The sequence below is a fragment of the Streptomyces abyssalis genome, assembly GCF_001751365.1.
Taxonomy (GTDB): Bacteria; Actinomycetota; Actinomycetes; order Streptomycetales; family Streptomycetaceae; genus Streptomyces; species Streptomyces abyssalis.
In genome coordinates this window covers 601,622-621,896 of the sequence record NZ_LJGT01000038.1, presented here as the reverse complement: position 1 = coordinate 621,896, position 20,275 = coordinate 601,622, and the positions used below count along the sequence as shown (strand labels likewise).

The following is a 20,275-nucleotide window of genomic DNA, read 5'->3' as shown; positions in this document are numbered from 1 at the left end:
TGCGATTACTCCCATGCTCCCGGGCTGCGGTGCTGTGCTGGGGGTCCCCCCAGGTCCGGGGGGCCGAGGGTGTGGGTCCCCCCAGGTCCGGGGGGCCGAGGGTGTGGGTCCCCCCAGGTCCGGGGGGCCGAGGGTGGGGGTCCCCCCAGGCCCGCAGGGGCCGAGGGGGAAGGTCTCCCGGACTTCAGCGAGCCTAACCCGGCGGCACTCAAACGAAGGCTCTGCCGAACAGATACACGGCTGGTGCCGCCAGGGTCAGCGGCAGCGCCACGCCCGCAGTCATGTGCACGAAGCGCGACGGGTAGTCGTAGCTCGCCACCCGCAGACCGAGCAGCGCACACCCGCCCGTGATCAGGCCCAGCACGCTGCCGGCGGCCGCGGGCGCGGTCGCGGCGCCGGCACCTCCGAGAACGGTGAGCTGTCCGGCCGCCACTCCCGCTCCCGCCGCGGCGAGAAGCGCGACGGCGGGGGAGACGAACGGCGGCAGGGGCAGCGCACGGGCGAGCGCGGCGACGGCGACGGCGACCGCGCCGACTGTCACCGCGTCGGCGGTCGCCGCATCGAGGGAGGCGAGGAAGCCCGCGGCGACGACGGTGAGGGCCGTCGCCGTGAACGCGGCCGTCAGGGCGTAGAGGCGCTCGTCCGGGCCGGATCCGTTACGCAGATGGAGCGTGAGCGTCAGTACGCACCACGCGCCGAGCGTGCCGATGATCACGGCGGGCGCGCGGCCCTCGTCGGCGAGCAGCAGGGACACGTCCGTGGCCACCCCCGCGAGGAAGGCGAGCGCGATGCCCTGCCGCGCCGGCCACATCCCGTTCAGCCGGAACCAGCCCGCTGCCGTCACCGCCTGGAGCAGCGCCACGGCCACGGCGAGTGCCGCACCGCCGACCTGTGCCGTACCGGCCACCAGCAGCGCGAGCGCGCCGGTGACGGTTGCGGGGAGCAGGCCGGGCGCGATGAGCGGCGAGCCCTTGGCGCGGGTGGGGGCTGCGTCCGGGCGGGCGGCGCCGCCCGCCCCCTGGGCCCTCGCGGCCCCGGGGGTCCCGCCGGTCGCCGCAGGCGGGACGGCGGGGGCCGGCAGCGGCCGGGACCGGGAGTGCTGCTGGTGCTGCGGCTGCTGCTGGTGCTGCGGCTGCTGTTGGGGCTGTGGCTGTGGCTGTGCGCCCGGGCGGGTGCGGGAGTGCTCGCTCATGCGCTGCCTCCTGCGAACGGCGGGAGCACCTCGACCGTGCCGCCGTCGCTGAGCCGCACATCGTCGTGCGCGCGCTTGCCGACGGGGTCGCCGTCGACGAGGAACGAGCAGCGCAGCAGCACCCGCGCGAAGTCCGGGCGTTCGGTGTGACGTTCGCGTGCGCTCTCCAGCGCGTCGGCGAGGGTCCCCGCCTCGTACTGCTCCTCGGCCGTCCCGGCCGCGGCCTTGGCCGCCGCCCAGTAACGGATCGTGCCACTCGCCATCGTGGTCCTGCCCTCTCAGCCTGTCCGTCCCGCGCCGCACCCCTGGCCTGGACGGCCTGACGGTCCGTCCGGCCGCCTCGGCGTGCCCGGCACCGCCTTGCCCTTCCCGGCCGAGCAGCGCCTTGCCCTGCCCGGCTGTGCCGGACCGTCCCGCTGCCGGGGCCGTCGGCCGTACATGCGGATCGCGCGGTGTTGCGCGACCCATCATGCCGGGCCGTCGGGCGGCGCCGGCCACCGATCGCCCACCCAGCTCCCGATCCGGTGCAGCAGCGCGGGCCCGGCCGCGTTCTCCGCGTGGCCGAAGCCCTCGACGAGCCACAGGTCGGTGCAGTCCGGATCGCCCGCGGCGGCGAGCGAGTGCGGGTGGTCGACGGGGAAGTACGGGTCCTGGTCGCCGTGCACGACGAGCAGCGGGGTCGGCGCCAGCAGCGGCGCCGCGGCGACGGGGGAGAGCGGTACCGGATCCCAGTCGCGCGGGTGGATGCGGGTGCGCAGGCCGTACCGGGAGACGAGCCGCCCCACCGGGCGCTGGATGACCCAGTGCAGCCGCCGCATCGGTGCGGTGCCGCGGTAGTACCAGCGTGCGGGGGCGCTGACGGCCACCACGGCGTCGGAGTGGTCCGCGTGGGTACGGGCCGGGCCGGCCGCATCCCCGATGCCCGGGGAGCGGCCGATGTCTCCGGGCCTGCCGATGTCATCGGACCCGGAGATGCCCATGGCGCCACCGAGGTGCCCCGTGCCGGGATGTGCGTCCGTGCGCCCCTCGTGCGCCTCGGGACGGTGGAGCGCCCCGTGCCGGACGACGACGGAGCCGCCCATGGAGAAGCCGACGGTCGCCACCCGCGCGTGCCCGAGGGAGCGCGCCCAGCCCACCGCCGCCGCGAGATCCAGGACCTCCAGATCGCCGACCGTCGAGTGACCGCCGGAGCCGCCGTGCCCGCGGAAGGAGAAGGTGATCACGGCTCCGTACTGCACGAACACCTGCACGGCCCGGCGCAGAGCGGGTCTGTCCACCGAGCCGCTGAATCCGTGCGCCAGCACGATGGCTCCCGGGGCCTGCTTTCTCCCGCCGCCCTCGTACGGGTCGTACGCGGCCTCGATCGGCACCCCGTCCGAGGCCCGCAGCACCGTCCTCTCCCTGGGGCCCGGCCGGCCGGGCCGCGCGCCGCCGTCCCCGCTCACGGTGGTGGCGTCGGCAGCTGAGCGACCGAACTCACACTCCGCATCGTCACCCATGTCGGCTATTCTGCTCGGAGTGAAGGATCCGGGCAGCGTGGCCCCCGGGTCCTTTTGTGCTTTCAGGAGCACTGTGCCTCCGGGAGCGCCGGGCTTTCCGGAGTACCGGGTTCAGCCGGGCTTTCCCGGGCGCAGTGTGCTTTCAGGAGGCATCCGTACGAAGCAGTGCCGTCCCGTACCGAAGTCCCCGAGGGGACCGAGGAAGGAACTGACGTGAGCTCGCTACTCCTGCTGACGAACGCCCTCCAGCCGTCCACCGAAGTGCTCCCCGCGCTCGGGCTGCTCCTGCACAACGTGCGCGTGGCACCCGCCGAGGGGCCCACCCTTGTGAACACCCCCGGCGCGGACGCCATCCTCATCGACGGACGCCGCGACCTGCCGCAGGTGCGCTCGCTGTGCCGGCTGCTGAACCAGACCGGCCCCGGCTGTCCCCTCATCCTCGTCGTCACCGAGGGCGGCCTCGCCGCCGTCACCGCCGACTGGGGCATCGACGACGTGCTGCTGGAGAGCGCCGGCCCCGCGGAGGTCGAGGCGCGGCTGCGTCTTGCCACCGGCCGGATGCAGAGCGGCGCGGACGACGAACCGACCGAGATCCGCAACGGCGACCTCTCCGTCGACGAGGCCACCTACAGCGCGAAGCTGAAGGGCCGGGTTCTGGACCTGACCTTCAAGGAGTTCGAGCTGCTGAAGTACCTGGCCCAGCACCCCGGCCGCGTCTTCACGCGCGCCCAGCTGCTCCAGGAGGTCTGGGGCTACGACTACTTCGGCGGCACCCGCACCGTGGACGTGCACGTACGGCGGCTGCGCGCGAAGCTCGGCCCCGAGCACGAGTCGCTGATCGGCACCGTGCGCAACGTCGGCTACCGCTTCGTCTCGCCGGAGAAGGAGAAGTCGGCCGAGGAGAAGCGGGCGAAGGCGGACGCACGCGCCGTCACCGACGCCGCCACCCGTCTCGTACGGGAGGCCGCGGGCGAATCAGCCGGCGGGACCGCGGGCTGAGGACGGCGGGCCGGGGCGGCGGGCTGCCGCCCCGCCCGAGGCCGCACGAGGGCTGCGCGAGGCGGCGGTGCGAAGGCCCACGGGGCGGGCTGCGCCCGTAACCCCTGGGCCCCTCAAATGCAGTACGCATCCCGCGTAGACTGCGCGGGTGGCCAGGGTGACGCGGGACGATGTGGCAAGGCTGGCGGGTACGTCGACCGCGGTCGTCAGCTATGTGATCAACAACGGGCCGAGGCCCGTCGCGCCGGCCACGCGCGAACGCGTGCTCGCCGCCATCAAGGAGCTGGGCTACCGGCCCGACCGGGTCGCCCAGGCCATGGCCTCGCGCCGTACCGACCTCATAGGCCTGATCGTTCCCGACGCCAGGCAGCCCTTCTTCGCGGAGCTCGCACACGCTGTCGAGCAGGCGGCCGCGGAGCGCGGGAAGATGGTCCTCGTCGGCAACTCCGACTACCTCGACGAGCGCGAGGTGCACTATCTGCGGGCCTTCCTCGGGATGCGCGTCTCCGGTCTGATCCTCATCAGCCAGGGCCCGAGCGAGCACGCCGCCGTGGAGATCGACGCCTGGGACGCCCGCGTCGTGCTGCTCCACCGCCGTCCCGAGGCCATCGACGACGTCGCGGTCGTGCTGGACGACGTCGGGGGCGCGCAGCTGGCCACCCGTCACCTGCTGGAGCACGGCCACGAGTACGTCGCCTGCCTCGGCGGCATCGACTCGACGCCCGAGTCCGGCGACCCGGTGACCGACCACGTGGAGGGCTGGTCCCGCGCGATGGGGGAGGCCGGGCGTCCCGTGGAGGGCCGCCTCTTCCAGGCCCCGTACAACCGGTACGACACCTACCGGCTGGCGCTCGAGATCCTGGGCGGTCCGGACCGTCCCACCGCCGTCTTCTGCGCCACCGACGACCAGGCGTTCGGCGTGCTGCGCGCGGCTCGCGAACTGGGTCTCGACGTACCGCAGGATCTGGCCGTCGCGGGCTTCGACGACGTGAAGGAGGCGGGCCTGACGGACCCGCCGCTCACGACCGTCGGCTCCGACCGCGAGGGGATGGCGAAGGCGGCGGTCGACCTGGTGCTCGACGACGGTCTGCGGGTCGCCGGCTCCCGGCGGCAGCGTGTACGGCAGTTCCCGGCGGGGCTCGTCGTGCGGCGCTCGTGCGGGTGCGGGAGCCCGCCGAAGCGTTAGGGCGTGTCCGCCAGGTCCCACCCGGTCCCCGGTCCGGGTGGGGTCCCCGGGGACCCTGCCTGGGGGAGTGCCCCCGGCGCGCACCAGACCTCGACGCCCCCGGTCCGCGGCCGGAGCGACGCCACGTCGAGACACCCGCAGGTGGTCCTGGCGCCCCCGGGGCCTTGCCCGGCCTGTGTGACCGGCCTGACACGTCGCCCGCCCGCACACGATGCGAGGCTTGGGTCCATGGTGGCCATGAAGGTGCTGATCGTCGACGACGAGCCCGCCGTCCGTGACGCGCTGCGCCGCAGCCTCACCTTCGAGGGGTACGGGACCGAACTCGCCGAGGACGGATTCGAGGCGCTGGAGAAGACCGCGTCGTACGAGCCTGACCTGATCCTGCTCGACGTGCTCATGCCGGGCATGGACGGGCTGACCGTAGCCCGCCGGCTGCGCGACTCGGGCAGGCGGCTGCCGATCCTGATGCTGACCGCCCGTGACACGGTCGGTGACCGCGTCACGGGCCTGGACGCGGGCGCCGACGACTACCTCGTGAAGCCGTTCGAGCTGGACGAGCTCCTGGCCCGCATACGGGCGCTGCTGCGGCGCACCTCGTACGCGCAGGAGCAGGCGGGCGCGGGGCACGGCACCGGCGGGAACGCCGCCCAGGGCGCGGGTGCGGCCGCGGCGGGAGGCCCCGGCACGGACTCCCTCGCCTTCGGCGACCTGCGCATGGACCTCGGGACGATGGAGGTGACCAGGGGCGCGCGCACGGTGGAGCTGAGCCGTACCGAGTACATGCTGCTGGAGATGTTCCTCTCGCACCCGCGCCAGGTCCTCACGCGCGAGCAGATCCTCAAGGCCGTCTGGGGCTTCGACTTCGAGCCGTCGTCCAACTCCCTGGACGTGTACGTGATGTATCTGCGCCGCAAGACCGAGGCGGGCGGTGAGACGCGCCTCGTGCAAACGGTGCGCGGCGTGGGCTACGTGCTCAAGGACGACGGGGCGTGAAGCTGCCGCGGATGCCGGGGTCGCGGCGCCGCGACCCGCTGGAGGCGAGGGCCGGGCGCGCGGAGACCCCGCGGGGGAGAAGGCGCCTGCGGGCGCCCGCGCTGCGCTCACGGCTGGCCATGCTGGCGGCCGTGACGGTGGCGCTGGCGGTGGCGGCGTGCGCGACGGCCTGCTGGTTCCTCGTACGGGCACAGCTGATCGGTTCGCTGGACGAGTCGCTGCGCAACAACAGCCGCGTCGACCCCAGCTTCGTCGTGGGGCAGCTCAGCTCGGGCCAGTGCTCGCCGGCGGACGAACGCGCCCCGAACCCCTTCGACGCGACGGTCCAGGTCGTCGACCGGGACGGCAAGAGCTGCGTGATCGTCGGCAGCAGGCTGGGGGTCTCGCCGAGCGACGAACGCGTGGCCGAGCACCGCCAGGACGAAGCGGTGCACACCTCACGCAGCGAGGACGGCTCCGGCACCGACTACCGGGTGCTGACCACGCCCGTCGAGGGCACGGACCTCGCCGTGTCGGTGGCACGGCCGCTCACCGAGACCGACAGGTCGCTGCGGAACCTCGCCCTGATCCTGGCGCTGGTCGGCGGTACGGGCGTGCTCGCGGCGGCGGGCGCGGGCGTGGTGCTCGCGCGGGCGGGGCTGCGGCCCGTCGACCGGCTCACCGGCGCCGTCGAGCACATCGCCCGTACGGAGGACCTCGGCGTGAGCATCCCCGCCGAGGGGGACGACGAGATCGCCCGCCTCTCCCGTTCGTTCAATTCCATGACCGAGGCGCTGGCCTCCTCCCGTGAGCTCCAGAAGCAGCTGATCGCCGACGCGGGGCACGAGCTGCGTACGCCGCTGACCTCGCTGCGTACGAACATCGAACTGCTCGTGCGCAGCGAGGAGACGGGGCGCTCGCTGCCGGGGGAGGACCGGCGGGCGCTGCTGGAGTCCGTCAGGGCGCAGATGAGCGAACTCTCCGCGCTCGTCGGGGACTTGCAGGAGCTGTCACGCGAGATGCCGCCGACCGGCGGGCCGCTCGCGGGCATCGCGCTGCACGACATCACCGAGCGGGCGGCGGAACGGGTGCGGCTGCGCAGCGGCGGGATCACGGTCGTGGTGCGGGCCGAACCCTGGTACGTGCGGGGTGAGCCGGCAGCACTGGAGCGTTCCGTGGTCAACCTCCTGGACAACGCGGTGAAGTTCAGCCCGGAGGGCGGCGTGGTCGAGGCGGTACTCCACGGCGGGGTCCTGCGGGTGCGCGATCGGGGGCCGGGCGTCGATGAGGAGGAACTGCCGTACGTCTTCGACCGGTTCTGGCGCTCACCGTCCGCGCGGAGGCTTCCGGGGTCGGGGCTGGGGCTGTCCATCGTGGCCCGTACGGTGCGGCAGTCGGGCGGCGAGGTGGCCCTGGAGCAGGCGGACGGCGGGGGCACGGTGGCGGTGCTGAGCCTGCCGGGTTCGCCGGAGCCGGAGCCGGAACGGTCCCCGGGTTCGGAGCCGGAGCCGGGGGCCGGGGACTGGGACCAGCGCGGGGCCGGGGACGGGCAGCGGACCGGGCCGGGTGGCGACACGGAACCCGGCCGGGGGAGAGAGGCTTGACTTCAACTTAACTTCATGTTTGAGCCTGGGGTCAGCTGCCGCCGCAGCCGCACGCCGCACAGCGTGCGCATCACCGCTGAGTCCGAGGAGAGAGACCCCATGAGCCCCATGACCACTGCGAACATGACAAGCACGGCAAGCATGACCGGCACGGCACCGGGCAGGCCGGACCTTCTGCGCCTCGCCGTCATCATCGGCAGCGTCCGGGAGGGCCGGTTCGGGCCGGTCGTCTCGGAATGGTTCGCCCAAGAGGCACGGAATCACGGCGCCTACGACGTCGACGTCATCGATCTCGCCGAGGCCGAACACGAACTCCCCGTCGCCTTCCCGGAGTTCGACAAGCCGCTGCCGCCCGCCGTGAAGGCCGTGCACAGCGCCCTCTCGCGGCGCCTGGAGGCCGCCGACGCCTTCGTGGTCGTCACCCCCGAGTACAACCACAGTTTCCCCGCTCCGCTGAAGAACACCATCGACTGGTTCCACGCCGAGTGGCAGGCCAAGCCCGCGGGATTCGTCTCGTACGGCGGAATGGCCGGCGGGCAGCGGGCCGTCGAGCATCTGCGGCAGGTCTTCGCCGAACTGCACGCCGTCACGGTCCGGGACACGCTCAGCTTCCACATGGCCTGGGAGCGCTTCGACGAGAGCGGCCGTCCCCGCGACGAGGGGAGCACCGCCGCCGCCGAGGGGATGCTGCGTCAACTGGAGTGGTGGGGCAGCGCGCTGCGTGAGGCGCGCGCGAAGTCCCCGTACGGTTCGGCTGTTTGAGACCTGTCCGTACCCGGCCGCCGTCGCGAACCACGGGCACTCGGCGCCTTGTTCGCGACGGGCGGGGAGGTGGAGCGCGCCCCGCGTCTCGTAAGGTCGTGTCCCATGAGCGACGTGGTGGTTGTGGACGAGGCGTCGGCCGAGGTCGTACGGGACGTGCAGTTGCTGATCGACGAGTCGGCCCGTACGGACGGGCAGTCCCCCCTCTCCGAGCAGGGCCGGCTCCAGCTCCGCGGCGGCCGGCGGCCCGGTGTACGGCATCTTCTGCTGCGCAGGGACGGCGAGCTCGTCGGCTACGCACAGCTCGAGGACACCGAACCCGTCGAGCCGCCCACCGGTGAGCTGGCCGTGCACCCTTCGCACCGCGGGCGCGGCTACGGACGGCAGCTCGGGCAGGCGCTGCTGAAGGAGTCCGGCAAGCGGCTGCGTGTGTGGGCGCACGGCGGCCACCCCGCGGCCCGGCACCTCGCGCAGGTGCTCGGGCTCAGCCTCTTCCGCGAACTGCGCCAGATGCGGCGGCCGTTGACGGAGAGCCAGGCTCCGCCGCTGCCCGAGCCGGTGCTTCCGGAGGGCGTGACCGTACGTACGTTCCGTCCCGGTGAGGACGACGCGGCCTGGCTGGCGCTGAACGCCTCCTCCTTCGCGCACCATCCCGAGCAGGGCAGCCTCGCTCAGCGCGACCTGGACGACAGGAAAGGGGAGCCCTGGTTCGACCCGTCGGGGTTCTTCCTCGCGGAGCGGGAGGGAAGGCTCGTCGGCTTCCACTGGACGAAGGTGCACAGCGCGGAGCAGCTCGGCGAGGTGTACGTGCTCGGTGTCGCCCCCGAGGCGCAGGGCAGCGGTCTGGGCAAGGCCCTCACAGCGATCGGCCTGCGCCACCTGGAGCTGGACCGCGGGCTGCCCACGGCGATGCTCTATGTCGACGCGGACAACTTCGCGGCGGTGAGCGTCTACGAGCGGCTGGGCTTCGCGACGTACGAGACGGACCTGATGTACCGCACGGAGAGCTGACGCGGCATCCGTCCGGCGTCCTCCGCCTGCGGCGTCCGGCTGTGCCCGTCCCGTGGGCGGTCCTCGGCGGGGCGGGACCCGCACCCCGGCCCTGCCCCGGACCCGTAGCCCTGCCCCGGACCCGTACTACGGAAGACGTGCCGGTGGTCCGCCGCTCGCCCGGTGGCCATGTGTGCGTAACCGCTGATTAAGACGAGCTTGTGAGCATCACGGAATGCAACTCCCCGCTCGTCGCTTCCGTGCCCCTGGCGCCGTCACCCGCGCGGGGAACAATGGGGCCATGAGCGAGCCCACCTCGCGTGCCGCATCCGCATCCCCCGTCCCCTTCGATCCCCATTTCGATCACCATCACGACGCCGACGACGAGACCCGGCACGACGTCGCCCGGCACGACGTCGCGTACGCCGCACCCCCGGGGGGACCCGCCGACCGCTCCGGCGGCGGCACGGTGCCCGACCTGGACCCGGACCTCGACTCCGACCCCGACATCGCGGCCGATGCGCTCTCCTCGGAAGGCGCACCGGACGATCTTCCCCTGGACCGCTTCCTCGACCGTGAGCGCAGCTGGCTCGCCTTCAACGAGCGCGTGCTGGAGCTCGCCGAGGACGAGGACGTGCCGCTGCTGGAGCGCGCCAACTTCCTCGCGATCTTCGCCGGCAACCTGGACGAGTTCTTCATGGTCCGCGTCGCCGGCCTCAAGCGCCGCATCGCGACCGGCGTCGCCACACGCTCCGCCTCGGGGCTGCAGCCGCGCGAGGCGCTGGAGCAGATCTGGACGCGCTCGCGCGAACTGATGGCGCGGCACGCGGACTGCTACCAGCGGGACATCTCCCCGGCACTCGCCGCGGAGGACCTGCACCTGATCCGCTGGGACGGGCTGACCGAGAAGGAGCAGGCCCGGCTCTTCACGCTCTTCCGGCAGCGGATCTATCCGGTGCTGACGCCGCTGGCGGTCGACCCGGCCCACCCCTTCCCGTACATCTCGGGGCTCTCGCTCAACCTCGCCGTCGTCGTGCGCAACCCGGTCAGCGGGCACCAGCACTTCGCACGTGTGAAGGTTCCGCCGCTGCTGGCCCGCTTCCTGGAGGCCTCGCCGCACAGGTACGTCCCCGTCGAGGACGTCATCGCCGCGCACCTGGAGGAGCTGTTCCCGGGCATGGAGGTGCTGGGGCACCACATGTTCCGGGTGACGCGCAACGAGGACCTGGAGGTCGAGGAGGACGACGTCGAGAACCTCCTCCAGGCCCTGGAGAAGGAGCTGCTGCGCCGCCGCTTCGGCCCTCCGGTGCGACTGGAGGTCGAGGAGTCGATCGACCCGTACGTACTGGATCTGCTGGTGCGCGAGCTGAACGTCTCCGAGGCCGAGGTCTATCCGCTGCCGGGCCCGCTGGACCTGACGGGGCTGTCCGGGATCGTCCCCGCCATGGACCGGCCGGACCTTAAGTACCCGAAGTTCGTGGCGGGCACGCAGCGCGGGCTTGCGCAGGTGGAGTCGGCCCAGCCGCCGGACATCTTCGCCGCGCTGCGCGAGCGAGACGTACTCCTGCACCACCCCTACGACTCCTTCTCCACCTCCGTGCAGGCGTTCCTGGAGCAGGCGGCGGCGGACCCCGACGTACTCGCGATCAAGCAGACGCTCTACCGCACCTCCGGCGACTCACCGATCGTGGACGCCCTCATAGACGCCGCCGAGTCGGGCAAGCAGGTGCTGGTGCTCGTCGAGATCAAGGCACGCTTCGACGAGCAGGCCAACATCAAGTGGGCGCGGAAGCTGGAGGAGTCCGGGTGCCACGTGGTGCACGGGCTCGTAGGGCTCAAGACGCACGGCAAGTTCTCGCTGGTGGTGCGGCAGGAGGGCGAGACGCTGGTCCGCTACGCGCACGTCGGCACCGGCAACTACCACCCGAAGACGGCACGGCTGTACGAGGACCTGGGGCTGCTCACCGCCGACCAGCAGGTCGGCGCGGACCTCTCCGACCTCTTCAACCGGCTCTCCGGCTACTCGCGGCGCGAGTCCTACCGGCGGCTGCTCGTCGCCCCCACGTCGCTGCGGGACGGACTGGTCTCGCGCATCCACCGGGAGATCCGCCGCCACCGGGCGGGAGAGCCGGCGTACGTGCGTTTCAAGCTCAACTCGATGGTCGACGAGACCGTCATCGACGCGCTCTACCGGGCCTCGCGCGCCGGAGTGCCCGTCGACCTGTGGGTGCGCGGAATCTGCGCGCTGCGGCCGGGAGTCGAGGGACTGAGCGAGACGGTGCGGGTGCGCAGCATCCTCGGACGCTTCCTGGAACACTCACGGATCTTCGCGTTCGCGAACGGAGGCGATCCGGAGGTCTGGCTCGGCAGCGCCGACATGATGCACCGCAATCTGGACCGCCGCATCGAAGCGCTCGTGCGCGTGCCGGACCCCGCACACCGGGCGTCGCTGACGAGGCTGCTGGAGACCGGAATGGCCGACGACACCGCCTCCTGGCACCTCGGCCCGGACGGCGGGTGGACGCGGCACGCACACGACGCGGAGGGGCAGCCGCTGCGCAACATCCAGGAGTCGCTGATCGAGGGCCGCAGGCGGCGGCGCGGGCCTGCGCCCGGCTGAGGGGCCGGACTGAAGGCGGGACGGGCGGGTCCGGCGGAGCGGACGGGACAGGCCGGCGGTGCCGGAAGGACGAGCAGACGGGCGGACGAGCAGGCGGACGGACAGGCAGGCGGGCGGGCGGACGGGCAGGTTTCGGAGTTTCGGAGTTTCGTTTCGGAGTTCGGAGTCACGGATTTGCGGAGTGACGGGGGTGATGGGGGTGACGGAGCCGTGAGGGGACAAGCGGGCGGGCTCGCCGGGCCCACCGGTCCCGCCGTGCCGGCGGCCGCGCTGGAGACGGCGGACGCCGCGGAGGTGCTCAGCGGGTGTCTGCACGCCTGGGCTGCCGACTTCCTACGCAGCCTGCGCATGCACGAGGAGAGCGCGGGCAGCGCACAGACCGCGCCGGCGGCGGCCGAGGCGGTACGTCAGCTGCGCGCTGCGTCCCGGCGTATCGGCTCGGCCCTCCTCACGTACCGTCCGCTCGTGGACGCCGCCTGGGCGGACGAGCTGAGCGGCGAGCTGCGCCGGCTCTCCGGCACGCTGGCCCGCGAATACCGCTGCGGCGCGCGTCAGGCCCGGCTGCTCGCGGCGCTGCACCGGCTCGCGGTGGAGGGCGTGGGCGGCGACCGTGCGGCGGCGCTGCTGGAACGGCAGCACACGCTGGCCCGCAGCAGAGCGCATTCGGCCGCGCTGGAGACTCTGGTCTCCTCCCGCTTCCACGCCGTCGCGGACGCGGTGGCCGTACTGGCCTACGAGGTCCCGTTCGCGGCTGACGCGCCACGGGGGCGGGCCGGTGCGGTGCTCGTACCACTGGCGGAACGGGCGCGGGAGCGTCTCGTGGGCGCCGTCGAGGCGCTGCCCCGTACCGGGCGGATTCCGGCGGCGCCGACGGCGCCGGAGGGGCGGGGCGGCCACGACGCGCAGAGCAGGCAGGACGCGGCCTGGTTCGAGGTGCGGATACTGCTGCGGCACCACCGGTACGCGCAGGAGGTGCTGTACGCGGCGGGGGCGCCGCCCGCGGGCGCCGGTCCGGACGTGGTCCGGACGGACGCCGGCCGGGGCGCGGGGTCCGGCGCGGGGCCCGGCGGTGAGGGAGGCGGCGAAGGCGGCGTCGGCACGCGGGAGGCGGACGGTCCTGCGCAGCGGCTCGCGGCGGCGAGCACCGCGCTCGACCGGCACCGCGACGCGGTGGAGGCGGCCGAGGCCGCGGCCACGGCGGCCCGCACGCCCCGTATCGCACCCGCCACGGCGTACGCGCTCGGTGTGCTGCACGCCGGGCAGCGCCAGGAGGCGGAGGCGGCCCGCCAGGAGTTCCGCAAGCTGTGGCAGCAGGTGGAGAGTGGCAAGCGCGAAACAGCAGGACAGGCCCTCTGAGCTGGTGAGAGAGCTTGGTTGAGTCTCATGTTGTCAACTTTCCTTGGGTTGAGGTATATAAGAAAGCACAGGGCATCGCACGGAAGTGCAATCCATGGAAGGAGATGACCGTGATGCTCATGCGCACCGACCCGTTCCGGGACTTCGACCGCCTCACCCAGCAGGTCTTCGGGACGCGGGCACGGCCCGCGGGCATGCCGATCGAGGCCTACCGCTCCGGCGACGAATTCGTGATCCACTTCGATCTGCCGGGGGTCGCCCCCGAGAGCATCGATCTGGACGTGGAGAGGAACGTGCTCACCGTCCACGCGGAGCGCCGCTCGCCCGCTCCCGAGGGTGCGGAGCTGATTGCCGCGGAGCGTCCCGCGGGCCAGTTCAGCCGCCAGCTCTTCCTCGGTGAAACCCTGGATGCCGACCGGATCGACGCCGCGTACGACGCAGGCGTCCTGACCGTCCGCATCCCGGTGGCCGAGAAGGCGAAGCCCCGCAAGATCGAGATCAGCGGAGGTGGGGGCTCCCCTCAGCAGGTAGGGGAAGGGTCCGACCGGCAGCTCACCGGCTGACAGCCGGGCCGACGACTCCGTGGCAGAGCCGGGGCGCTCTGTGACATTCCCCTCTGCCGCACATCGGGTGGCCGCTCTCCGGGCACTACGGAGGGCGGCCACTCAGGCCAGCCTCATGAAAGGAAAGGGACGGACAGGTATGCAGTGGAACGAACTCGTGACCCGGGTCCGTGAGTACGGCCGCTACGCGACGGACGCGGAGACGAAGCAGGTCATCCGAGTTGTTCTCTCGGCCCTCGGCGGCCACCTGACGAACGGCGTCCGCGAGCGCGTCGCCGGGCGGCTGCCCGCGACGGCCGCCGAGACGCTGAGGTACCAGCTGCCCGCGACGAAGCCGCTGACGGCCGCCGAGTTCGTCGAGACCGTCGCGCGCCGTCTCGACGGGGCTACGTCCGCCACCGCTCGCTGGGACGTCAGCTCGGTGCTGGCGGTGCTGGCAGAGGTGTGCGGCGACGACCTGACAGACCAGGTTCTCGCCGATCTCCCGGAGGGCTACGCACTGCTCTTCGGACGTGGGCAGCTGCTGCACGCGGCCTGAGGGGCCCGGTGGGGAGCCGGGCCGGAGCGTGGCTGACGGATGACAGGTGACAGGTGACGGCTGACAGATTTCGCCATCTGTTATCTGTCAGCCGTCATCCGATATCCGTCATCCGATATCGCCTACTCGTCAGCCGTCAGCCGTCAGCCGTCCCCTGTCAGCGTCAACCGCCGCCCCGCGGGGCGAGCGCATCCCAGCTCACGGTGACCTCGCCCTGACGCCAGCGGTGCGGTCCTCCCGTCACGGGCCAGGTACCCGACAGTGCCCGCACCGCCGTCATCCAGCGCTGCCGCGCGCTCAGCGCGCCGTACGGCGCCGCCGTCGCCCAGGCCCGGTCGAAGTCGCGGAGGAACGCGTGCACCGGCTCTCCCGGGACGTTGCGGTGGATCAGCGCCTTCGGCAGCCGCTCCGCCAGGTCGGACGGCGCCGTGAGCGACCCCAGCCGGGCGGCGAAGGTGACCGTACGGGGCCCCTCGGGTCCCAGCGCCACCCACACATGGCGGCGTCCGATCTCGTCGCAGGTGCCGTCGACCAGCAGCCCGTCCGGTGCTGCGAGCCGCCCGCACAGGCGGGCCCATACCGCGGCGACCTCCGCCTCGTCGTACTGGCGCAGCACGTTGGCGGCGCGGATCAGTACGGGCCGCACACCGCCCGGCAGCGGCACCTCGAAGCCGCCGTGCAGGAAGGTCAGTCCGTCACGTTCGTACGGGAGCGCGGACGCGACCCGCTCGGGGTCGATCTCGACACCGGCCACGCACACGTCCGTACGGACCTTCCGCAGCCGCTGCAGCAGTTCGACGGCCGTCCAGGGCGCGGCCCCGAAGCCGAGATCGACGGCCAGCGGGGACCGGGCGTCCCACCCGGGACGGTCCCTGTCCCACCCGGGACGGTCCTGCCCGGGCTGCGGGCCCCGGGGGAGCGAGCGGCGCAACGCCGGCGCGTGTACGGCGGCTATCCAGCGGTCCATGCGCCGCAGCCGGTTGGGGCCGGTGGTCCCGCGCGTCACGTTGCCCACGGGCCGGGAACGCGGCGCGTTCGCAGCAGGGCGGAAGGGGGAACCGGTGGCCATGCCACGAGCGTAGGGCCCGCCGAGTCCCGGAATGCCCGCCCCGGAATCCCGCCCGCCCTCGGAGGCGCCCAGGTCCTCCGGGCCGTTGTCACGATTCGGCAAAGCCGAAATGGGAACCAGGCCCTCCGGTGTTCACGGTTGTGGGGCGTCAGTCTCCGCGCAGGTATGTCCGAAGCCGGAATCCCCGCAGCGGATACGTGCCCGCGTCGCAAACCGACCGCGGCGTCCATGGCAGTTCGTGGCAGCCATGGCACTCCCGCACCCCACCTGCACCGCGGCAGGCACTCCACACGAGGAGGCAATCGCCCGTGAGCCAGTACATGGCGCGGCTCGGCCAGCTCCGCACCCTCCCCCGGGGTCTGGGCGTACCACCCGGCCGACGGTCCAGGGGAAGGCCCGGGCGGGACCCCGTGCCGCAGCAGCGGCCGCGGCTGAGGCTCGGCCCCGCGCGCCGGCCCCGCAGGGTGGCCATGCTGAGCGTGCACACCTCCCCGCTGCACCAGCCGGGGACCGGGGACGCGGGCGGGATGAACGTCTACATCGTCGAGCTCGCCAAGCAGCTCGCCGCCCACGGCACCCAGGTGGAGATCTTCACGCGCGCCACGGCCGCGGCGCTCCCGCCCAGCGTCGAGCTGGCCCCCGGTGTGCTCGTACGGCACATCGACGCGGGCCCCTACGAGGGCCTGGCGAAGGAGGAACTGCCCGCGCAGCTCTGCGCGTTCACACACGGTGTGATGCAGGCCTGGGCCGGACACCGGCCGGGCCACTACGACCTGGTGCACTCCCACTACTGGCTCTCCGGGCACGTCGGCTGGCTCGCCGCCCAGCGCTGGGGCGTGCCGCTCGTCAACGCCATGCACACCATGGCCAAGGTGAAGAACGCCGCCCTCGCCGACGGGGACTCACCGGAGCCGCCCGCCCGGGTCATCGGTGAGACGCAGATAGTGCGCGCCGCCGACAGGCTCATAGCCAACACGGCGGAGGAGGCGGACGAACTGGTACGGCACTACGAGGCGGATCCGGCCCGCACCGTCGTGGTACACCCGGGCGTCAATCTGGAGCGTTTCCGGCCGGCCGACGGGCGTGCCGCGGCCCGGGCCCGGCTCGGGCTGCCGCAGGACGCCCTGATCCCGCTCTTCGCGGGACGGATTCAGCCGCTGAAGGCGCCCGACATCCTGCTTCGCGCGGCGGCGCTGCTCGTCGGTGAGGACCCGTCGCTGCGGGGCCGTCTGCTGGTCCCGGTCGTGGGCGGGCCGAGCGGGAGCGGACTCGCCAAGCCGGAGCGGCTGCACAAACTGGCCGCGAAACTGGGCATCTCGGACATGGTGCGCTTCCATCCACCGGTGGGGCAGGAGGAGTTGGCGGACTGGTACCGGGCCGCGAGCGTCCTCGTCATGCCGTCCTACAGCGAGTCGTTCGGGCTGGTCGCCGTCGAGGCCCAGGCGTGCGGCACGCCGGTCATCGCGGCCGCCGTGGGCGGACTGCCCGTCGCGGTCCGGGACGAGGTCAGCGGCTTCCTCGTGGACGGCCACGAGCCGCGGGCGTACGCGCGTGCGCTGCGTCGCTTCGTCACCGGCGGACCGGCGGAGGGCTCCCACGGCCCGGCCGACCGGATGGGAGAGGCCGCGGCGCGGCACGCAGCCGGGTTCGGCTGGGACGCAGCCGCGGCAGGCACCCTCGACGTCTACGCCGACGCGATGCACGACCAGCGCCGTCGCCTACGATCGGCCCATGGCTGACCCTGAGGCCCCGGAAGGCACGCCGCGCGCCGACCCGGTGCGCCGAGCGCGGAGCACCGTCGAACAGGCCCTGCGCGAGGCCGAGTTGGAGTGGGAGAGCCCCGCCGAAGGCACGTACGTCGTCACGCTTCCCGGCACCCGCAAGCTCTCCACGACCTGCTCGCTCGCCGTCGGGCGCCACTCGCTCTCCGTCAACGCCTTCGTCGTCCGCTGCCCCGACGAGAACCACGCGGCCGTGCACCGCTGGCTCCTGGAACGCAACACCCGCCTGTACGGGGTGAGTTACGCCCTGGACAAGCTCGGCGACGTCTATCTGGCCGGCCGCCTCCCGCTGGCCGCCGTCACCGCCGAGGAGGTGGACCGGCTGCTGGGAGTGGTGCTGGAGAACGCCGACGGCTCCTTCAACACCCTGCTGGAGATGGGCTTCGCATCGGCGATCCGACGCGAGTACGAGTGGCGCACGTCGCGCGGCGAGTCGACCCGCAACCTCGACGCGTTCACGCATCTGACGGGAGGCACCCCGGGCGGCGGCGGCAAGCGAGCCTGACGTCCGTCGTCCGGAGTGCCCCCGGGAGACACGCGAGGATCACCGGTGCACCGGGATCAGCCGATCAGGGGAGACCGGCCGATCAGGGGAGATCAGCGGATCAGAGACCTCTCCCGTGTCCTGCTCCGAGCCCTCGACCTCGAAGGTGACAGGGATGTTGGTCTGCTTCCCGTCCACCTCCGCCTCCAGGTCGCCCGTCCTGACCGACTCGTTCTGGGTCTGCATGTCGACCGCGCCGGCGTGGTTCTCGACCTCGTGCGCGGCGTTGTCGCCCGGTCCCTGCTCACTGACGACGCGGCCGTCGTGCATGACGTAGTAGACGTTGACGGTGACGGGGCGTCCGGAGGCCAGGGCCGCCTTCACGGCCGTGGACTCCGCCGGCGCCGCGGAGGAACGGGCGGGCTTCGAAGACGCCTGAGACGAGGTGGAGTCGGCTTCGGTCGCGGGACCCGTAGATGCGCGCTCCCCCAGAGGTGTGAGCGGCCCACGTGCACGGTTGTACGCGCACGGCCGGCACCTCAGGGGGAGCGCTCGGGGGGCGGGGAGGGACCTTCGTCAGCCTCCCAGCCCCCAGTCCGCGGTGATGTGCTTGGTGGAGCAGATGGTGTCGAGGAAGTGCTCGCCTGCCTTTCCGCAGCCCTCGTCCGGCTTCACGGGGGTGCCGTGCGGCATGCCGTCCACGCTGTAGTCGCGTACGACGACGGCCCCGTCGCCGTTCTGGTAGTCGGATCGGGTGGTGCCGCCCTGCAACTCCTCGGTGGCGTCGGCCTCCTGGTCGGCTCCGAGCGCGTCCGTCCACTGCTTGACGGACTCGTCGGCGTTCTTCGGCACCACGGTCGTGTCACCCGTGCCGTGCCAGACGGACACCGCCGGCCGGGCGCCCGAGTGGTCCGGGGCGGCCTCCCTCACCAGATCGCCCCACTCGGCCGCCGACTTGGAGACACCCGGATTCATGCAGGTGAACGCCTCGGCGACACTGGCGGCGCAGCCGTGCGGCAGGCCCGCGACGACCGCGCCGCCCTTGAACACGTCCGGGTATGCGGCGAGCATCGACGCCGTCATGGCACCGCCCGCCGAGAGGCCGGTGATGAAGACGCGCGAGGGGTCGGCGTCGAGATCGGCGACCGTACGGTCCACCATCTGCTTCACCGACAGGGCCTCGCCCTTCTCCCGGCCGACGTCGCCGGACTGGAACCAGTTGAAGCACTTGTTGACGTTGTTGGCCTGTTCCTGCTGCGGCGCGACGACGGAGAAGCCCCCGGCGTCCGCGGCCTGCTGCCAGCCGGCTCCCTCGAAGTACGTGGCCGCGTCCTGCGTGCAGCCGTGCAGCACGAGGACCACGGGGCTCTTGGCGGGCAGCCCGTCCGGGGCGTAGCGGTACATGCTGAGCGCTCCGGGGTTGGAGCCGAAGTCGCCGACCTTCTCAAGACCGGCCGCCGCCGCCTCGTCGCCGGCGGCCTCCGAGCCTCCCGAACCTTTCGCACTTTTTGCGGCTTCTCCGGGTTTCATCTCTCCCGCGTCCACCGCCTGAGCCACCGGGACCGCGGCCAGGGACGTCTCCCCGGTGACGGCGGTGAGTCCCGCGGTGGTGAGCGCGGTCATCGCGACGGTCGCGGTCAGTAACAGAGCGGCTTTCGAGCACGGTGCCTTCATGGCGCTCCTTCTGTGGGGGTGTCCCGTCGGGGACGCATCGAGCGTTACGCCGAACGGTAGAAGCCCTGAAGGCGCCGTCCGAACGTGTCGTACGTCCAGCGGTCGCCGGGCGCGAGTGTGGCGCCACCACATTGGGCGGCCACACGCACCGGCCTAGCGTTGCCGCATGACCGAGCAGCTGACACCGGGCCCGGGCCCCGCCGGGCCGCACTCCGTCGCCCTCGACCTGACCGGGCGCACCGCGCTGGTCACCGGTGCCGCGAGCGGCATCGGCCGCGCCTGTGCCCTGAGACTGGCGGCGGCGGGGGCGAAGGTCCGGGCGGCCGACCGCGACGCCGAGGGGCTCCGTGCCCTGCAGGACGCCGAGTCGGGCGGCGGGGCGCAGCCGTACCCCCTCGACCTCACCGACCCGGACGGGCTGGACGCCGCCGAGGAGGCGGCGGCCGGGGCCGACATCCTCGTCAACGGCGCGGGCGCCCAACTGGTCCGTCCCATCGAGGAGTTCCCGCCCGCGGACTTCCGCAGGCTGCTCACGCTGATGCTGGAGGCGCCCTTCCGGCTGGTGCGCGGCGCGCTCCCGCACATGTACGAGCAGGGCTGGGGCCGGATCGTGAACATCTCCTCCGTGCACGGGCTGCGCGCCTCGCCGTACAAGTCGGCCTACGTCTCGGCCAAGCACGGCCTGGAGGGCCTCTCGAAGGTCACCGCGCTGGAGGGCGCCGAGCACGGCGTCACGTCCAACTGCGTCAGCCCCGCCTACGTACGTACGCCCCTGGTGGAACGGCAGATCGCCGACCAGGCCGCCGCCCACGGCATCTCCGCCGACCGGGTCGTCTCGGAGATCCTGCTGGCTCATTCCGCGCTCAAGCGGCTGCTGGAGCCGGAGGAGGTCGCCGAGTCCGTCGCCTATCTGTGCACACCGGAGGCGTCGTTCATCACCGGTGCGTCGCTTCCCCTCGACGGCGCGTGGACCGCCCACTGACCGG

The 20,275-nt window shown here is 72.8% G+C and carries 19 protein-coding genes; 13 read left to right on the top strand and 6 right to left on the bottom strand.

What is annotated here, in order from left to right; translation table 11 throughout:
• Positions 1–208: 208 nt before the first annotated feature.
• From AN215_RS09955 to AN215_RS09945, 3 genes are all read right to left on the bottom strand, one after another.
• Entirely contained in the window at positions 209–1,192 is a 984-nt protein-coding gene (locus AN215_RS09955; RefSeq protein ID WP_070012967.1) for a hypothetical protein, read from the bottom strand.
• Positions 1,189–1,455, bottom strand: coding sequence for a MoaD/ThiS family protein (locus tag AN215_RS09950; protein ID WP_070012968.1), 267 nt, complete (start codon positions 1,453–1,455; stop codon positions 1,189–1,191). Before AN215_RS09950 ends, AN215_RS09955 begins: the two co-directional genes overlap by 4 nt.
• 204 nt (positions 1,456–1,659) lie before the next feature.
• Complete coding sequence (locus AN215_RS09945) at positions 1,660–2,691, bottom strand: alpha/beta hydrolase family protein (protein WP_338057917.1); 1,032 nt, start codon at positions 2,689–2,691, stop codon at positions 1,660–1,662.
• Positions 2,692–2,904: 213 nt separating this feature from the next.
• Here AN215_RS09945 and AN215_RS09940 point away from each other — a divergent pair, with 213 nt between their 5' ends.
• The 10 genes from AN215_RS09940 to AN215_RS09895 all read left to right on the top strand — a co-directional run bounded on the left by AN215_RS09940 (position 2,905) and on the right by AN215_RS09895 (position 14,281).
• Positions 2,905–3,690 carry a winged helix-turn-helix transcriptional regulator gene (locus tag AN215_RS09940; protein WP_070013846.1) on the top strand — a complete coding sequence of 262 codons (786 nt, stop codon included), beginning with the start codon at positions 2,905–2,907 and terminating at the stop codon, positions 3,688–3,690.
• 148 nt (positions 3,691–3,838) lie between these two features.
• Positions 3,839–4,876 (top strand): LacI family DNA-binding transcriptional regulator, encoded by a 1,038-nt coding sequence (locus AN215_RS09935; protein WP_070012969.1) that lies wholly within the window; start codon positions 3,839–3,841, stop codon positions 4,874–4,876.
• Between the two features lie 228 nt (positions 4,877–5,104).
• Complete coding sequence (locus AN215_RS09930) at positions 5,105–5,869, top strand: response regulator transcription factor (RefSeq protein ID WP_070012970.1); 765 nt, start codon at positions 5,105–5,107, stop codon at positions 5,867–5,869.
• 119 nt (positions 5,870–5,988) lie between these two features.
• The gene (locus AN215_RS09925) at positions 5,989–7,452 is read left to right on the top strand and encodes a HAMP domain-containing sensor histidine kinase (protein WP_245694455.1); all 1,464 of its coding nucleotides are present in this window, start codon (positions 5,989–5,991) and stop codon (positions 7,450–7,452) included.
• Positions 7,453–7,551: 99 nt separating this feature from the next.
• Positions 7,552–8,214, top strand: a complete 663-nt coding sequence (locus AN215_RS09920) for an NADPH-dependent FMN reductase (RefSeq protein ID WP_420856216.1) — start codon at positions 7,552–7,554, stop codon at positions 8,212–8,214.
• A 105-nt stretch (positions 8,215–8,319) separates the two neighbouring features.
• Positions 8,320–9,225 (top strand): mycothiol synthase, encoded by a 906-nt coding sequence (gene mshD / locus AN215_RS09915; RefSeq protein WP_070012972.1) that lies wholly within the window; start codon positions 8,320–8,322, stop codon positions 9,223–9,225.
• 280 nt (positions 9,226–9,505) lie between these two features.
• The gene (locus AN215_RS09910) at positions 9,506–11,824 is read left to right on the top strand and encodes an RNA degradosome polyphosphate kinase (protein ID WP_079122864.1); all 2,319 of its coding nucleotides are present in this window, start codon (positions 9,506–9,508) and stop codon (positions 11,822–11,824) included.
• A 210-nt stretch (positions 11,825–12,034) separates the two neighbouring features.
• Positions 12,035–13,180 carry a CHAD domain-containing protein gene (locus AN215_RS09905; protein WP_245694374.1) on the top strand — a complete coding sequence of 382 codons (1,146 nt, stop codon included), beginning with the start codon at positions 12,035–12,037 and terminating at the stop codon, positions 13,178–13,180.
• Positions 13,181–13,293: 113 nt separating this feature from the next.
• Positions 13,294–13,743 (top strand): Hsp20/alpha crystallin family protein, encoded by a 450-nt coding sequence (locus tag AN215_RS09900; RefSeq protein ID WP_070013847.1) that lies wholly within the window; start codon positions 13,294–13,296, stop codon positions 13,741–13,743.
• A 139-nt stretch (positions 13,744–13,882) separates the two neighbouring features.
• Complete coding sequence (locus AN215_RS09895; RefSeq protein ID WP_245694373.1) at positions 13,883–14,281, top strand: DUF2267 domain-containing protein; 399 nt, start codon at positions 13,883–13,885, stop codon at positions 14,279–14,281.
• A gap of 163 nt (positions 14,282–14,444) precedes the next feature.
• Here the strand turns inward: AN215_RS09895 and AN215_RS09890 are convergent, their stop codons facing one another.
• On the bottom strand, positions 14,445–15,350 hold the full coding sequence (locus AN215_RS09890; protein WP_070012975.1) for a methylase: 906 nt from the start codon (positions 15,348–15,350) through the stop codon (positions 14,445–14,447).
• Between the two features lie 308 nt (positions 15,351–15,658).
• Between AN215_RS09890 and mshA the strand changes: the two genes are divergently transcribed.
• Both mshA and AN215_RS09880 read left to right on the top strand, forming a co-directional pair.
• Positions 15,659–17,089, top strand: coding sequence for a D-inositol-3-phosphate glycosyltransferase (gene mshA, locus AN215_RS09885; RefSeq protein ID WP_245694372.1), 1,431 nt, complete (start codon positions 15,659–15,661; stop codon positions 17,087–17,089).
• Positions 17,082–17,636, top strand: a complete 555-nt coding sequence (locus AN215_RS09880) for a type III secretion system chaperone family protein (protein WP_070012977.1) — start codon at positions 17,082–17,084, stop codon at positions 17,634–17,636. The genes mshA and AN215_RS09880 overlap by 8 nt, the downstream gene beginning before the upstream one ends.
• A 39-nt stretch (positions 17,637–17,675) precedes the next feature.
• Here AN215_RS09880 and AN215_RS09875 read toward each other — a convergent pair whose 3' ends face one another.
• Together AN215_RS09875 and AN215_RS09870 are read right to left on the bottom strand one after the other, a co-directional pair.
• On the bottom strand, positions 17,676–17,999 hold the full coding sequence (locus AN215_RS09875) for a hypothetical protein (RefSeq protein WP_070012978.1): 324 nt from the start codon (positions 17,997–17,999) through the stop codon (positions 17,676–17,678).
• 192 nt (positions 18,000–18,191) lie between these two features.
• The gene (locus AN215_RS09870; RefSeq protein ID WP_070012979.1) at positions 18,192–19,289 is read right to left on the bottom strand and encodes an extracellular catalytic domain type 1 short-chain-length polyhydroxyalkanoate depolymerase; all 1,098 of its coding nucleotides are present in this window, start codon (positions 19,287–19,289) and stop codon (positions 18,192–18,194) included.
• 166 nt (positions 19,290–19,455) lie between these two features.
• Between AN215_RS09870 and AN215_RS09865 the strand changes: the two genes are divergently transcribed.
• The gene (locus tag AN215_RS09865) at positions 19,456–20,271 is read left to right on the top strand and encodes a 3-hydroxybutyrate dehydrogenase (protein ID WP_070012980.1); all 816 of its coding nucleotides are present in this window, start codon (positions 19,456–19,458) and stop codon (positions 20,269–20,271) included.
• Positions 20,272–20,275 lie beyond the last annotated feature (4 nt).

What these genes read in the sequence shown, in the direction of transcription:
- AN215_RS09950 (WP_070012968.1), bottom strand. Translation starts at nt 1,455, where the DNA reads ATGGCGAGTGGCACGATCCGTTACTGGGCGGCGGCCAAGGCCGCGGCC.
- AN215_RS09930 (WP_070012970.1), top strand. Translation starts at nt 5,105, where the DNA reads ATGGTGGCCATGAAGGTGCTGATCGTCGACGACGAGCCCGCCGTCCGT.
- AN215_RS09955 (WP_070012967.1), bottom strand. Translation starts at nt 1,192, where the DNA reads ATGAGCGAGCACTCCCGCACCCGCCCGGGCGCACAGCCACAGCCACAG.
- AN215_RS09945 (WP_338057917.1), bottom strand. Translation starts at nt 2,691, where the DNA reads ATGGGTGACGATGCGGAGTGTGAGTTCGGTCGCTCAGCTGCCGACGCC.
- AN215_RS09890 (WP_070012975.1), bottom strand. Translation starts at nt 15,350, where the DNA reads ATGGCCACCGGTTCCCCCTTCCGCCCTGCTGCGAACGCGCCGCGTTCC.
- AN215_RS09865 (WP_070012980.1), top strand. Translation starts at nt 19,456, where the DNA reads ATGACCGAGCAGCTGACACCGGGCCCGGGCCCCGCCGGGCCGCACTCC.
- AN215_RS09870 (WP_070012979.1), bottom strand. Translation starts at nt 19,289, where the DNA reads ATGAAGGCACCGTGCTCGAAAGCCGCTCTGTTACTGACCGCGACCGTC.
- AN215_RS09900 (WP_070013847.1), top strand. Translation starts at nt 13,294, where the DNA reads ATGCTCATGCGCACCGACCCGTTCCGGGACTTCGACCGCCTCACCCAG.
- AN215_RS09925 (WP_245694455.1), top strand. Translation starts at nt 5,989, where the DNA reads ATGCTGGCGGCCGTGACGGTGGCGCTGGCGGTGGCGGCGTGCGCGACG.
- mshD (WP_070012972.1), top strand. Translation starts at nt 8,320, where the DNA reads ATGAGCGACGTGGTGGTTGTGGACGAGGCGTCGGCCGAGGTCGTACGG.
- AN215_RS09920 (WP_420856216.1), top strand. Translation starts at nt 7,552, where the DNA reads ATGAGCCCCATGACCACTGCGAACATGACAAGCACGGCAAGCATGACC.
- AN215_RS09895 (WP_245694373.1), top strand. Translation starts at nt 13,883, where the DNA reads ATGCAGTGGAACGAACTCGTGACCCGGGTCCGTGAGTACGGCCGCTAC.
- AN215_RS09910 (WP_079122864.1), top strand. Translation starts at nt 9,506, where the DNA reads ATGAGCGAGCCCACCTCGCGTGCCGCATCCGCATCCCCCGTCCCCTTC.
- AN215_RS09880 (WP_070012977.1), top strand. Translation starts at nt 17,082, where the DNA reads ATGGCTGACCCTGAGGCCCCGGAAGGCACGCCGCGCGCCGACCCGGTG.